Genomic DNA, 13,359 nt, shown 5'->3' on the forward strand with positions numbered 1-13,359 from the left:
TAAATACCCTATTGATTCCGTTCGGGCCGAGCTTGTCGAAGCCCCAAGCCGAGTGCCTTTCGACAAGCTCAGGGCGAACGTTATTTTGGGCCGGGTCAATAATGCTTTAGGGCTGGATCAGCAAGCCTCGGGGCAGGGTAGGGTGCTCCGCCGTGACCGCGAGTCCCCGGCGCAGGCCGAGATTGGCCAAGGCGACGGCGTGATCGCAGATGAATTCCTCGTCGGTGTTCCGGGCCTCGCCGCGGGCGTAACTCTGATAGATTTTCAGTTGCGCGGCCAGTCCCTCGTTGAAGCGGGCTTCGTTCGTGTCCGCAATGCCGGATAGAGCCGTGCTCAAGGTGAAGTAGTTCTTGCGATAATCGTTGCGCTTGGATGGCTTGGCCGCATACGCATCGATCTGAGCCGACAACAGCCCGCGGGCCTGCGGCAGGTCGTCGAGTACGACGGATTTGAGGGCATTGACATAGCGGTTGACATCGAGGCCGAGGCTGAAGCCGTCGGGCGAATCCCGATACCCGCGTCCCAGTTCGACGGCGAGATCGAAATCGGCGGCCATGAACGCGTGATTGAAGCCTCGTATGGCGATGGTTTCGCTTACGGCGCTGAGGTCGGCTTTTTCCCCCTGATAATCGGGGTCCGTTTCGTCGTAGGCCATGCGGAAGCTTTTCAGGATGTGGCGGGCGGCATTGGCGAACTCGGCCCGGACCTCGGCGATCGGGTCGCCGTTCAGGAACTTGGCGCGGGCGAGGGAAGCGTGATCTCCCGCAACCGCCGTGTGAACGCATTGCAAGGACACACCATGTTTTTCATGAAACCCTTCCCTGTTCAACCGCCAGGTCCGTTCAATTTGGTAGCGGGCATTGTTCAGCCAATGATCGATCTGCTGCTGTTCCGGTGTGTTGCTCATTTGAACGCCTCTCCGATTACCTGTTTCAGTTCGTTGAAGTTTTCCAGCTCGAATTCGTCCAGGGTTTGGGTGATATTGCCTCTGTGGTCGCGTTCGAACACGCGCACCCGGCCGGTGTCGGTATTGGTGTGAACGGAGATGTGCTGTTTGTCGCCGCCCAATTCGTCAATCTCGCCCCACAGATCGATCTCCTCCGCCGTGTACGGTCCGCCCTGGCGGTCGGAAGGGAGGCCGGCCTTCCGGGCCTTGTCGCGGGTCATCAACTGGGCTCGGACGAGGTTCTTGTCACGCGAGCCCTGCCGGTTCCTGTTGATATCCAGCGCCACCGACGTGCTGTCCTGGTTGTTGCCCTTGGCCTCCCACTCGGCCAGCCGGCCGTCCTTCTTCGTCATGTCGTCCGGGCCGTGGTAGCCCGTAGGGTGCGGTGAGGCGCGAACCGCACCGATGGCGCCGGCGAACGGTGCCTGTCCTGAGCGGTGAATGATGCGGTTCCTTCGTCACCGCATCCTACGAGGTCTCGATTCGAACTGAAGACGACCGGCAGAGAATAGACGAAGGAACCCGTCTTATTCATCCGGCCCTTAAATACCCTATTGATTCCGTTCGGGCCGAGCTTGTCGAAGCCCCAAGCCGAGTGCCTTTCGACAAGCTCAGGGCGAACGTTATTTTGGGCCGGGTCAATAATGCTTTAGGGCTGGATCAGCAAGCCTCGGGGCAGGGTAGGGTGCTCCGCCGTGACCGCGAGCCCCCGGCGCAGGCCGAGATTGGCCAGGGCCACGGCATAATCGCAGATGAATTCGAACGTCGTATTCTTGCCCTCGCCGCGGGCGTAACCCTGATAGATTTTCAGTTGCGCGGCCAGTCCCTCGTTGAAGCGCGCCGCGTCCCGCTCCAGGATGCCGGACAGAGCCGTGACGAGCGAGTGGTAGTTCCGGTCCGCCGCGCTTTTGGGCGGTTTGCGGGCGTAATCGTCGAACTGCGCCTGCAGCCGCTGGCGGGCGTCTTCGAGGCGGTCCCGCACGGTGAAGGCCAGGGCATTGACATAGCGGTTGACATCGAGGCCGAGGCTGAAGCCGTCGGGGCGATCACGATACCCGCGTCCCAGTTCGACGGCGAGATCGAAATCGGCGGCCATCAGGGCGAAATTCAGGCCGTCGATGGCGATGGTTTCGCTTACGGCGCTGAGGTCGGCTTTTTCCCCCTGATAATCGGGGTCCGTTTCGTCGTAAGCCATGCGGAAGCTTTTCAGGATGTGGCGGGCGGCATTGGCGAACTCGGCCCGGACCTCGGCGATCGGGTCGCCGTTCAGGAACTTGGCGCGGGCGAGGGAAGCGTGCATTCCAGCCAGGGTGCAATACATTCCTTGAATCGGCAGGTTTTCCCGAGCGTAGAAGCCCGAGCGATAGAGTTCCCACTTTTCCGTAATGCCTTCCTGCGATACCGCGAGCCAATGATCGATCTGCTGCTGTTCCGGTGTGTTGCTCATTTGAACGCCTCTCCGATTACCTGTTTCAGTTCGTTGAAGTTTTCCAGCTCGAATTCGTCCAGGGTTTGGGTGATATTGCCTCTGTGGTCGCGTTCGAACACGCGCACCCGGCCGGTGTCGGTATTGGTGTGAACGGAGATGTGCTGTTTGTCGCCGCCCAATTCGTCAATCTCGCCCCACAGATCGATCTCCTCCGCCGTGTACGGTCCGCCCTGGCGGTCGGAAGGGAGGCCGGCCTTCCGGGCCTTGTCGCGGGTCATCAACTGGGCTCGGACGAGGTTCTTGTCACGCGAGCCCTGCCGGTTCCTGTTGATATCCAGCGCCACCGACGTGCTGTCCTGGTTGTTGCCCTTGGCCTCCCACTCGGCCAGCCGGCCGTCCTTCTTCGTCATGTCGTCCGGGCCGTGGTAGCCCGTAGGGTGCGGTGAGGCGCGAACCGCACCGATGGCGCCGGCGAACGGTGCCTGTCCTGAGCGGTGAATGATGCGGTTCCTTCGTCACCGCATCCTACGAGGTCTCGATTCGAACTGAAGACGACCGGCAGAGAATAGACGAAGGAACCCGTCTTATTCATCCGGCCCTTAAATACCCTATTGATTCCGTTCGGGCCGAGCTTGTCGAAGCCCCAAGCCGAGTGCCTTTCGACAAGCTCAGGGCGAACGTTATTTTGGGCCGGGTCAATAATGCTTTAGGGCTGGATCAGCAAGCCCCGGGGCAGGGTAGGGTGTTCCGCCGTGACTTCGAGCCCCCGGCGCAGGCCGAGATTGGCCAGGGCGACGGCATAATCGCAGATGAATTCCTCGTCGGTGTCCTTCAATTCGCCTTGCGCATCGCCCTGATAAAAGTTCAACTGCATCATCAAACCTTCGTTGAAGCGGGCTTCGTTCGTGTCCGCAATGCCGGATAGAGCCGTGCTCAAGGTGAAGTAGTTCTTGCGATAATCGTTGCGCTTGGATGGCTTGGCCGCATAGGCATCGAACTGAGCGGCCAACAACTCTTGGGCACTCCGCAGGTCGTCGAGCAAGACGCCTTTCAGCGCATGGGCATATCGGTTGACTTCGACAACTTTTTTTACTCCGTCCGGGCGGTCCCGAAACCAACCGGCCAGTTCGGCGGCCAGGCTGAAGTCGGCGGCCATGAGTGCGTGATTGAAGCCTCGAATGGCGATGGTTTCGGCGACGCAACTCAAATCGGCGGCACTGCCTTGATAATTGGGGTCCGTTTCGTCGTAGGCCATGCGGAAGCTTTTCAGGATGTGGCGGGCGGCATTGGCGAACTCGGCCCGGACCTCGGCGATCGGGTCGCCGTTCAGGAACTTGGCGCGGGCGAGGGAAGCGTGATCTCCCGCAACCGCCGTGTGAACGCATTGCAAGGACACACCATGTTTTTCATGAAACCCTTCCCTGTTCAACCGCCAGGTCCGTTCAATTTGGTAGCGGGCATTGTTCAGCCAATGATCGATCTGCTGCTGTTCCGGTGTGTTGCTCATTTGAACGCCTCTCCGATTACCTGTTTCAGTTCGTTGAAGTTTTCCAGCTCGAATTCGTCCAGGGTTTGGGTGATATTGCCTCTGTGGTCGCGTTCGAACACGCGCACCCGGCCGGTGTCGGTATTGGTGTGAACGGAGATGTGCTGTTTGTCGCCGCCCAATTCGTCAATCTCGCCCCACAGATCGATCTCCTCCGCCGTGTACGGTCCGCCCTGGCGGTCGGAAGGGAGGCCGGCCTTCCGGGCCTTGTCGCGGGTCATCAACTGGGCTCGGACGAGGTTCTTGTCACGCGAGCCCTGCCGGTTCCTGTTGATATCCAGCGCCACCGACGTGCTGTCCTGGTTGTTGCCCTTGGCCTCCCACTCGGCCAGCCGGCCGTCCTTCTTCGTCATGTCGTCCGGGCCGTGGTAGCCCGTAGGGTGCGGTGAGGCGCGAACCGCACCGATGGCGCCGGCGAACGGTGCCTGTCCTGAGCGGTGAATGATGCGGTTCCTTCGTCACCGCATCCTACGAGGTCTCGATTCGAACTGAAGACGACCGGCAGAGAATAGACGAAGGAACCCGTCTTATTCATCCGGCCCTTAAATACCCTATTGATTCCGTTCGGGCCGAGCTTGTCGAAGCCCCAAGCCGAGTGCCTTTCGACAAGCTCAGGGCGAACGTTATTTTGGACCGGGTCAATAATGCTTTAGGGCTGGATCAGCAAGCCCCGGGGCAGGGTAGGGTGTTCCGCCGTGACTTCGAGCCCCCGGCGCAGGCCGAGATTGGCCAGGGCGACGGCATAATCGCAGATGAATTCCTCGTCGGTGTCCTTCAATTCGCCTTGCGCATCGCCCTGATAAAAGTTCAACTGCATCATCAAACCTTCGTTGAAGCGGGCTTCGTTCGTGTCCGCAATGCCGGATAGAGCCGTGCTCAAGGTGAAGTAGTTCTTGCGATAATCGTTGCGCTTGGATGGCTTGGCCGCATAGGCATCGAACTGAGCGGCCAACAACTCTTGGGCACTCCGCAGGTCGTCGAGCAAGACGCCTTTCAGCGCATGGGCATATCGGTTGACTTCGACAACTTTTTTTACTCCGTCCGGGCGGTCCCGAAACCAACCGGCCAGTTCGGCGGCCAGGCTGAAGTCGGCGGCCATGAGTGCGTGATTGAAGCCTCGAATGGCGATGGTTTCGGCGACGCAACTCAAATCGGCGGCACTGCCTTGATAATCGGGGTCCGTTTCGTCGTAGGCCATGCGGAAGCTTTTCAGGATGTGGCGGGCGGCATTGGCGAACTCGGCCCGGACCTCGGCGATCGGGTCGCCGTTCAGGAACTTGGCGCGGGCGAGGGCGGCATGCCAGCCTGCCAGTCCAGTAAAATGAATTTGAAGTGAAATGTTCTTTTTTTCATAGAACCCTTCTGCGTAAAGTTGGTGCTTACGGGCAATCCGTGTTGTTGCCGTATTAAGCCAATGATCGATCTGCTGCTGTTCCGGTGTGTTGCTCATTTGAACGCCTCTCCGATTACCTGTTTCAGTTCGTTGAAGTTTTCCAGCTCGAATTCGTCCAGGGTTTGGGCGATGTTGCCGTCCGCATCGCGTTCGAACACGCGCACCCGGCCGGTGTTGGTGTTGGTGTGGACGGAGATGTGCTGTTTGTCGCCGCCCAATTCGTCAATCTCGCCCCACAAATCGATCTCCTCCGCCGTGTACGGTCCGCCCTGGCGATTGGAGGGGAGTCCCACTTTGCCTTGTTGTTCCTTTCCTAGCAGGGTCCGAGCGCGTAATTGATTCTTATCTCTAGACCCTTGCAAATTGCCGTGCTTATCCATTGCCACCGACGTGCTGTCCTGGTTGTTGCCCTTGGCCTCCCACTCGGCCAGCCGGCCGTCCTTCTTCGTCATGTCGTCCGGGCCGTGGTAGCGGTCCACGTAGCGCGGGTCGGAGCGGTGTCCCAGCCGGCGCTTGGCTTGCTCCAGCCCGGCCTTGCCCAGCGCCTCGGGCGCCGAGCGGGTGTTGTGGGTCAGGATCTGCTTGAGATCGGCCGCGAATTCGTCCGGGTGGCGCACCACCGAGCGGAACCGGGTGGCCAGGGCCATGGCGGCGGACAGCATCGCGCCCGCGCCGGCCGAGTCGCGGACCACGCGCGCCCCGTCGGCCTCGCCGTCGCCGACCGGGGGCAGCAGGTCCCGCCCGTCCGTCTCGTAGCGCTGCCGGACCGCGCCGGGACCAAGGGTTTCGCCGGTGGCCCGGTCCCTGAACGCCACGATGTTCCGCTCCGCCAGCCATTCGGCATTCATCGCCGCGTTGGCCTTGGCGAAGCGATTGCCCAGTTCCTTCGCCCCGCCCACCGCCTTGTCCCACCACGACCCCGGGGCCGAGCCCCGGCGCGTGGGCGTTTCGTTCAAGCGGCGGAGGATGTCTTCCAGGCGCCGGCGGAGGATCGGAAGCTCCGTCATAGAAAGGTTGCTCACCCAGCGGCCTCGATCCGCGGATTCGCCGTCCGCTTGCCAGCGGACCACCGGCGCAAAGGGCCGCTTACCGGATTCATGGACCAGGAAAACTTCCCCGTAGTCGATCTCGTCCAGCAACAGGTCGAGAGTTGCCGGATCCCAGTGCGGCGGGGGATCGAGATCGTCGAACAGGTCGGCCAGCACGTCGTCGAGGTCCCAGATGCGGTCCGGCTCGTCGTCATCGAGGAACGCCCATTCGATGTCCGAACGGGCAAAGAAGGGATGCTCGATGTTCGGCAGGTCCGACCATTCGAGGTCCTCGGGGCGTTTCAGTCTCATCGTGATTTTTCCCTCTCAGAATTGACACGCGCAGCGGATGATGCCTCAACGCCGGGCCGGTGAAAACCGCAACAAGGACCGCCGCGTCATTGAGGCATGTCATTTCTTTGGTTGGGTGAGGCGCGACGACCCGGCGCGTGATTCGGTGTGCTCGGCAGCGGCGAATGATGCGGGCGGCTTTGCTCACCACAGCCTACGGCCCGTAGGGTGCGGTGAGGCACGAACCGCACCGATGGCGTTCTCGAACGATGTCTGTCCCGCGCCCGTAGAAGGGCGGTTTCCTTCGTTCGTCGCAATCTACGGTTTTTCCCCTCGGTGTTTGACGAAATGCCAGGTTTTTTCCCGATTGGGTCCCTTCTTTATCAGGTCTCGATTCAAACATCAATGAAGTTGCCCCAGACGAAAAGATGTCGAAGTCTTAATCCCTTCTTTATCAGGTGTCGATTCAAACAGATGAATCCCGCAGAACTTGCGGCTTATCTGAAGTCTTAATCCCTTCTTTATCAGGTCTCGATTCAAACGTTCAAGGGCGCGAAGACGACCGTGGCATGCCTCCGCGTCTTAATCCCTTCTTTATCAGGTCTCGATTCAAACCAAGGAGCAGCTGGCGACAACGCAGGGGAAGCGGCGTCTTAATCCCTTCTTTATCAGGTCTCGATTCAAACACCACAGTTGGCGGGATGTCGATGCCGCGCTTCGCGTCTTAACAGGCTGTTGAAATTCGCCTCCATGCCTTCGGCTTTACCCCTTATCGGCGGCTTAATTTTTAGTGCTGAAGGTCCTTTTAGCTCTGAAATCCCGGTTCTAGCCGGTTTTCATCCCCCCGCTTGGGGGTTCTTGCCGCCTTTCGGCGAATTTTGGGCAGACGCCCGCCTAGGCCGTCGACCATCGCCAGCCGAACAGCCCACCCAACCGGGTCAGGTTGTAGGCGGCGAAAGTGAACACGGTCTGGGCCGCCACCTTCTTCAAACCCCGGAACCGGGTCTGGCGTAACCCGCCCACGGTCTTCGACCACCCGAAGATTTCTTCCACCCGCTTGCGCCTCTTCAGGCTGGTCCGGTAGCCGGCGTGTCGGGTGGTGCGGCCATCGATGGCGGAGCCTTTTTCCTTCCGGGCGACATGCGGCGTGACCCGCTGCTCCCGGAGAGCTTGCACGAACTCCGGCACGTCGTAAGCCTTGTCCGCCCCGACCGTCGCGCCGGGCTTCGTGACGGTGCGACCGATCATGATCTTGGCCGCGTCCCGTTCCGCCGTGCCGGTGGCGTGAGTCACCTCGACATCCACGACCAGGCCGGTCCGGTTTTCCATCAGGGCATGGCCCATGAAGCACAGTTGAGCTTTATCCCCTTCGCTTTTCTTGTAAAGGCGAGCCTCCGGATCAGTGGTCGAGGCGTGGGTCGCGTTGGAGCGCTTTTCGCCCTTGAAATCGACGGACGGATTCCGGCCGCCGTCCTCCGGCGGAGGCGAGCTGCCATCCTTTTTCACAAAGCTCTTCATGGAGGCCCACGCCTGGATCAGCGTGCCGTCCACCGAGAAATGCTCGTCCGACAAAAGGTCCTGCCATTCCGCCAGCAACACGACCCGCTCGAAAAACAGCCGGGAAATCCGCTCGTTCAGCAACCGATCCCGGTTGGCGCTGAAGGTGGAGTGGTCCCAGACCTCGGCATCCAGGGTCAGCCCGACAAACCAGCGGTACAAAAGATTGAATTCGATCTGCTGGACCAACTGCCGCTCGGAGCGGACAGAGAACAAGACTTGGATGAGACTGGCGCGCAGCAGCCGCTCCGGCGGAATCGATTCCCGGCCGGTCCGGGCATAGAGGGCATCAAATTCCGAGTCCAGCGTGGTCAGCAGAATGTCGACCACGGCCCGGAGCTTCCGAAGGGGATGATCCTTGGGAATCCGGTCTTCCAAGGTTCGGTAGCTGAAGAGTTCTTGCTGGGTGATGTCGGCGCCGCGCATGAAAGAGTCCAAAGTATCTTGAAATGATATCATTTTGCCATGACAAACAATCGGTTATGCCTATTTTATGCGATCCATCCAACGAATTCATGCGGCTTCCGGGGCCGAGAAAATCAACAGCCTGTTAATCCCTTCTTTATCAGGTCTCGATTCAAACCTGCGGAAGGGGATGAATGGGGACTACAAATACAGTCTTAATCCCTTCTTTATCAGGTCTCGATTCAAACTTTAATACCGGATGAATTCGCCGACGAATTCGTGTCTTAATCCCTTCTTTATCAGGTCTCGATTCAAACTCCGCGTATCCCATGCTGCACTTGTTCGACTCAACGGTCTTAATCCCTTCTTTATCAGGTCTCGATTCAAACTGAACACGATGATTAAATTAAGAGAGCGCGGAAGGTCTTAATCCCTTCTTTATCAGGTCTCGATTCAAACTTTAATACCGGATGAATTCGCCGACGAATTCGTGTCTTAATCCCTTCTTTATCAGGTCTCGATTCAAACCGCCGCAGACGCTAAGGTTTCCGCAGACTACGACGTCTTAATCCCTTCTTTATCAGGTCTCGATTCAAACTGTCCCGCCGGCGGCAACCCGGGCGGATCTCCACGTCTTAATCCCTTCTTTATCAGGTCTCGATTCAAACAGCTCGCGTCTAAAACACCTCCATATTCAATGGCTTACAAAGGGGGTTGTAGAAAAATCCGTTCACCGAAAAGTTAGCGTCGAGTGATGGCCGTTTTCGGGTCTTCATGCGGGAAGAATCTCCAGCAATTCGGCGGTTCCGTTTTGCAAACGGACTCTGACTCGGGCTACCAATTCCTTGGCTTTCGCCTTGTCCTGCCGGCGTTTCGATCCCAACGCGTCGAACAACGCCTTGGCCTCACACCGGACGGCTCTTTGGGAAGTCGTTTCGGCAATCATTTCACGAGTGCTCACGTTGTAGGACACCCCGGCGTTTTCCCAAATCTCTTCTTCGACTGCGGCAAGTTCAGGTTCGGCGGCTTTCGCGGAGCGTCTCAGCGCGCCATATCCTACCGCGGTTTTGGCGCCGAAACCCAGCCAGTCGAAGGCATGGCCGAAGGCGGCGCGGAGCAGGGTTTGCCAATGTCCCTCGGGCCAGTCGGCCGGTAGCCGCGAAACATCGCACTCGACATGGAAGGTGAAGCCGGTTTTCGCCGGAACGGTGAGGAAGAAAATCGGTATCGGACTGTAGCAATCGGCGGGCGTTTTTCCTTCCTGATAGTACGGTCCGTAATGCGGATTCATGATATCGGCCGCGAGCGAATCGCATCGCGGAAAGACATCCCAGAAACTCAAGGCACCGCGGGTATGTTCATTTTCTCGGTCGTCGGTTTCTTTTCCGAACAGGATGTCGATGGCGACCCGGCTCCAGCCTTGACTGCCTTCGCCGAACACATCCTTGCTCAGCTCTTCGGCGGCCTTGCGCAGAACGCCTTTGATACCGGAACCCGGCAGGTACGGAAGGCCATAAGGATTGAGAAAGGCCATGCCGTTTTCCAGAGGATGCTCGATGCCGGTGCCGCTGACGAAGGGCGAGATGCTTTCCGTATCCAAGGTCAGGACGCTTTCGCCGAGTTGGCGCGCATGTTCGCGTTGCCTGTCGAGAACGGCATCGCGCAGACGGACCGTGCTGTCCGGAAACTTTCGAAACGTGCCGTTCAAGGTCTCGGGCTTGACGTTTTCCACGCGCTTCCAATCCCGTTCCGGCTCCCAGAAAGCGCCGTAAAGCGTGTACCGATGCCCCGGCGGGCAATCGGAAAACTCGGAATCGCGGGCGAGATAGTCGGGTACGGCGGGTTTTGCCATGCTCGCCTCCTAGGCTAACGCCGCCGCGAACTGGCGTATCCATTTGAGTACCGCCAGGGCTTCTTCGGTCGCAAGGCGGTATCTGGCCGAACCGGCTTGGTGCAACTCGGCCATCGTACCTGCAAAGGAAGCGTCGCCGACAATGGCGCGTTGCCGCAGCCATTCGCAAAGGTGACGGTTCAAAGACAGATGGTGTTCTTTCCCCTTGCTTTGATAGAACGCTAAAGCCTGCATCAGTCCGTTGTTCATGATGAGCGCCGGGGCGCCTTTGGCGAGATTCTTGTAATCGCTGGTGCAGCGCTGGACTTTTTCCCAGGCGAATGCTGCGCGTTGTTGTTCGAGGGTTTGCATATTTTCAGTTCCCTATGGAGTTTCTTGTTCGGTTGGATACATCATCGCGAACGATGCGCTTTACTTCGTGCAGCACATCCTACGGGCTGTTTCGGTGGGTTACGCTGCGCTAACCCACCCTACGACACGGCGGTGACGACGATCTGGCCGCGGCTCGTGGTGGCGTCGCCGCCCACTTGCAGCGCTTGCCCGTCTAGCCCTGGAATGCCTTCGCCGCCCTGGAGCACGATTCTCATCACGTCCTCGGCCCGCATGGCGCCCTTGCCGCTGCGCTCGGACGAAGCCATAAGCGGGGCGATCAATAGCGATTCCGGCGGCAGGTTTTCCGTGTAGAAGAGGCCGCCGTCCTCGGCTGTGCCTTTGTCATTGTGGATGCGCACATGCGGCTCGACCACAGTGGCGTTTTTGACGTAATAGCCGAAATCCTCGTCCGGCAGCAGCACCAGGTCGTGCTTGAGCTTCTCCCGGAAGAACGCGTAGGCCTCGCTCGAAGGCAGGGCATGCTCGGCCAGCCAGTCGGCGATGTCGTTCATCTCCGGAGCGGCCTCGGCGACATGCTCGAACGACTCCAAGTGGAGCGGCTTACCGTTTTCCACCGGCGCTCCGTCGGTGACGACGCGGCAAAAGCCTTCCTTCACCTCCGGAATTTTCCAGGGGACTTCGATGCCGAGCAGGTTCAAGGTTCTTGCCGTTCTCGCCAGGGCCGTCGGCGAACTCGCATAGACGTAGGCCCGTCGGGTACAGCGTACCGGGAAGGCGACCAACTGGGCGTCGCCGAAGCTGATCGCGCCGGCATGCAGGTCGGCGCTGCCGGCATCCGGGCCGAATAACCGGTCGAGCAGGCTGTTCTTGCCGTTTCCATCGGCACCGTTCAGCGCCGTCCAGGCGCGATGACGAACCGCGCCCTTGAGTCCGGACCCCGCGAACAGCGGATATTCGGTGTGACGTTCGCGCTGGATGGGGTTGTCGATCAGGCCGACGGCGGTGCCGGCGCCCATGTGTACCGGGCTGATGCAGTAGAGAAAGAGAGCGGATTGGGCTTGGTACATGAGATCGTATCTCCTGTTGTTGATTCTTCTTCGGTTAGGCCGGCCAGGCCGCAATGTGAATGAGATTGAAGCCCTCCGCCCAACGTGAGCGCCGGGCCTGATGCTGCGCAATTTCGAGACCTTCCTTAGCAAGCTCGCGGAGCGCTTCCACCGGGCCTTCGAATTGATCCAGCCAGTACACCGAACCGACCGGCACGGCGCGAAGAGCCGGTTTCGGCTGCCGGCGGGCCAGGTCCCAGCCGCTCACCACGGTATTGCGGCTGACTGCCGCGGATACCAGCCGAGCCGAACAGCCGCCGGGACCTCGCCAACGATTGTTTCCATCGGTGCCGGGCAAGCGCCAGCCGTCCTCGAACAGTCCCGGCGATGCCAGCACGAGGCGAAAGCGCCGGTCGCGGATGATGGCGTTCCAGTCCGGCTCCGGCCATTCGACGTCCACCGGCCGCACGGCGGCGGCGCGGCCGTCGCCGCCGAGCCGCAGCAGCCCTTCCGCGGGTAGGCGTCCATCCGCACCGGCCACCCTAACCAGAAAGCCGACGCCCCCACACAAAGCCACGGTCTCGGCGGTGTACAGCAGGCCCTCTGCGGCGACGGCCCGTCCCGGTTCGAGCGAGATACCCAGGCGCGGATCGTGTTTCCAGAGTTCCGAACTCGGCACGAAATGTTCCTTTCGCAGGGAATCCCGTCGGAGGTAAGCCTTCCATCCGGCCTGGTTCAGCCAAAGGCCGCCCTTGGGTTTGGCAGGTCCGTCGCTACTCAGCGCCGGCAGGCGGGACAAGGGATAGCCGGAGCGAAGTCCGGGCGGGGGTTCCCTCGGCGCCAGGTACGCGGCATCGCTCGCATCGTCTTCGGTCACCACGACATCCGCCGGCAGCGGATAGCAAGGGTCGATTTTTCCGTCGGTCCGCCGCGCCAGGGTAAAGGATGCGATGCGGAATGAACCGGGCGTGTCGGGCGTTCCCAGGATTTGGTGTAGGGCAGGATCGGCCAGCGGTTCATTGTTTGCAAAGGTCCGCAAGTCGGCGCCCGCATCGGCCAGCATGCGCGAGCGGATGGCGCCCGCCGCCAGCGACGGCCAGGGCGGCATCAGCGCCTCGCCGTGCGCTCCGGCGCCGTCGAACAGTTTGTTGCCGCGCAAATAGAGCACGTCCAGAGGTTCGAGAAACAGATCATTCATGCCGGTCGTCCTTCGGTTCGGTGGCGAAAAGCGGAGCGAAACGTCTTTCATAGGGGTACGGCCTCCCGCAAAACGCGCTCTTTCAGCAAAGGGGGGAGCGCGGATTCGGTGACCACATCGACCCGGCGCCCCAGCAGCTCTTGGAGATCCATCAGCAAGGCGCCGAGATCGAGCGCGGAAGCCGTCTCGCCGAGGTCCACCAGAAAATCCACATCGCTATCGACGGTAGCGGTTCCGCGCGCCATGGAGCCGAACAGATGTACGTGACGTACGCCATGACGGCGGGCCAGTTTCAGGATTTCGTCACGATGTTCTTCAATCAGTGGGTCCATGGC

General features: G+C 60.1%; 14 protein-coding genes and 2 CRISPR repeat arrays. All 14 genes read right to left on the reverse strand.

What is annotated here, in order from left to right:
- Positions 1 to 106: 106 nt before the first annotated feature.
- A complete protein-coding gene (locus tag sS8_RS19960; RefSeq protein ID WP_119631298.1) occupies positions 107 to 907 on the reverse strand; it encodes a hypothetical protein in 801 nt (266 codons plus the stop codon).
- Positions 904 to 1,299, reverse strand: a complete 396-nt coding sequence (locus tag sS8_RS19965) for a hypothetical protein (protein ID WP_119631299.1) — start codon at positions 1,297 to 1,299, stop codon at positions 904 to 906. The genes sS8_RS19960 and sS8_RS19965 overlap by 4 nt, the downstream gene beginning before the upstream one ends.
- Positions 1,300 to 1,595: 296 nt before the next feature.
- Positions 1,596 to 2,393, reverse strand: coding sequence for an Imm49 family immunity protein (locus tag sS8_RS19970; protein WP_119631300.1), 798 nt, complete (start codon positions 2,391 to 2,393; stop codon positions 1,596 to 1,598).
- On the reverse strand, positions 2,390 to 2,785 hold the full coding sequence (locus tag sS8_RS19975) for a hypothetical protein (protein WP_119631299.1): 396 nt from the start codon (positions 2,783 to 2,785) through the stop codon (positions 2,390 to 2,392). Before sS8_RS19975 ends, sS8_RS19970 begins: the two co-directional genes overlap by 4 nt.
- Positions 2,786 to 3,081: 296 nt before the next feature.
- A complete protein-coding gene (locus sS8_RS19980; protein ID WP_119631301.1) occupies positions 3,082 to 3,882 on the reverse strand; it encodes a hypothetical protein in 801 nt (266 codons plus the stop codon).
- A complete protein-coding gene (locus tag sS8_RS19985) occupies positions 3,879 to 4,274 on the reverse strand; it encodes a hypothetical protein (RefSeq protein WP_119631299.1) in 396 nt (131 codons plus the stop codon). The genes sS8_RS19980 and sS8_RS19985 overlap by 4 nt, the downstream gene beginning before the upstream one ends.
- A 296-nt stretch (positions 4,275 to 4,570) precedes the next feature.
- Positions 4,571 to 5,371 carry a hypothetical protein gene (locus tag sS8_RS19990; RefSeq protein ID WP_119631302.1) on the reverse strand — a complete coding sequence of 267 codons (801 nt, stop codon included), beginning with the start codon at positions 5,369 to 5,371 and terminating at the stop codon, positions 4,571 to 4,573.
- On the reverse strand, positions 5,368 to 6,654 hold the full coding sequence (locus sS8_RS19995; protein WP_119631303.1) for a hypothetical protein: 1,287 nt from the start codon (positions 6,652 to 6,654) through the stop codon (positions 5,368 to 5,370). The genes sS8_RS19990 and sS8_RS19995 overlap by 4 nt, the downstream gene beginning before the upstream one ends.
- Positions 6,655 to 6,998: 344 nt before the next feature.
- Positions 6,999 to 7,319: direct repeats of the CRISPR family, unit length 36 nt; unit sequence GTCTTAATCCCTTCTTTATCAGGTCTCGATTCAAAC.
- Positions 7,320 to 7,527: 208 nt separating this feature from the next.
- Positions 7,528 to 8,616 carry an IS5 family transposase gene (locus tag sS8_RS20000; RefSeq protein ID WP_119628055.1) on the reverse strand — a complete coding sequence of 363 codons (1,089 nt, stop codon included), beginning with the start codon at positions 8,614 to 8,616 and terminating at the stop codon, positions 7,528 to 7,530.
- Between the two features lie 121 nt (positions 8,617 to 8,737).
- Positions 8,738 to 9,263: direct repeats of the CRISPR family, unit length 36 nt; unit sequence GTCTTAATCCCTTCTTTATCAGGTCTCGATTCAAAC.
- Positions 9,264 to 9,367: 104 nt separating this feature from the next.
- Positions 9,368 to 10,447 carry a type III-B CRISPR module RAMP protein Cmr6 gene (cmr6, locus tag sS8_RS20005; protein WP_119631304.1) on the reverse strand — a complete coding sequence of 360 codons (1,080 nt, stop codon included), beginning with the start codon at positions 10,445 to 10,447 and terminating at the stop codon, positions 9,368 to 9,370.
- 9 nt (positions 10,448 to 10,456) lie between these two features.
- The gene (gene cmr5, locus sS8_RS20010; protein WP_119631305.1) at positions 10,457 to 10,798 is read right to left on the reverse strand and encodes a type III-B CRISPR module-associated protein Cmr5; all 342 of its coding nucleotides are present in this window, start codon (positions 10,796 to 10,798) and stop codon (positions 10,457 to 10,459) included.
- A gap of 119 nt (positions 10,799 to 10,917) precedes the next feature.
- Positions 10,918 to 11,847, reverse strand: a complete 930-nt coding sequence (cmr4, locus tag sS8_RS20015) for a type III-B CRISPR module RAMP protein Cmr4 (RefSeq protein WP_119631306.1) — start codon at positions 11,845 to 11,847, stop codon at positions 10,918 to 10,920.
- A 34-nt stretch (positions 11,848 to 11,881) separates the two neighbouring features.
- Complete coding sequence (locus sS8_RS20020) at positions 11,882 to 13,024, reverse strand: type III-B CRISPR module-associated protein Cmr3 (RefSeq protein ID WP_170161185.1); 1,143 nt, start codon at positions 13,022 to 13,024, stop codon at positions 11,882 to 11,884.
- Between the two features lie 47 nt (positions 13,025 to 13,071).
- The gene (locus sS8_RS20025) at positions 13,072 to 13,356 is read right to left on the reverse strand and encodes a nucleotidyltransferase family protein (protein WP_119631308.1); all 285 of its coding nucleotides are present in this window, start codon (positions 13,354 to 13,356) and stop codon (positions 13,072 to 13,074) included.
- Between the last annotated feature and the right edge of the window lie 3 nt (positions 13,357 to 13,359).

The organism is Methylocaldum marinum (assembly GCF_003584645.1).
In the GTDB taxonomy this organism is placed as follows: Bacteria; Pseudomonadota; Gammaproteobacteria; order Methylococcales; family Methylococcaceae; genus Methylocaldum; species Methylocaldum marinum.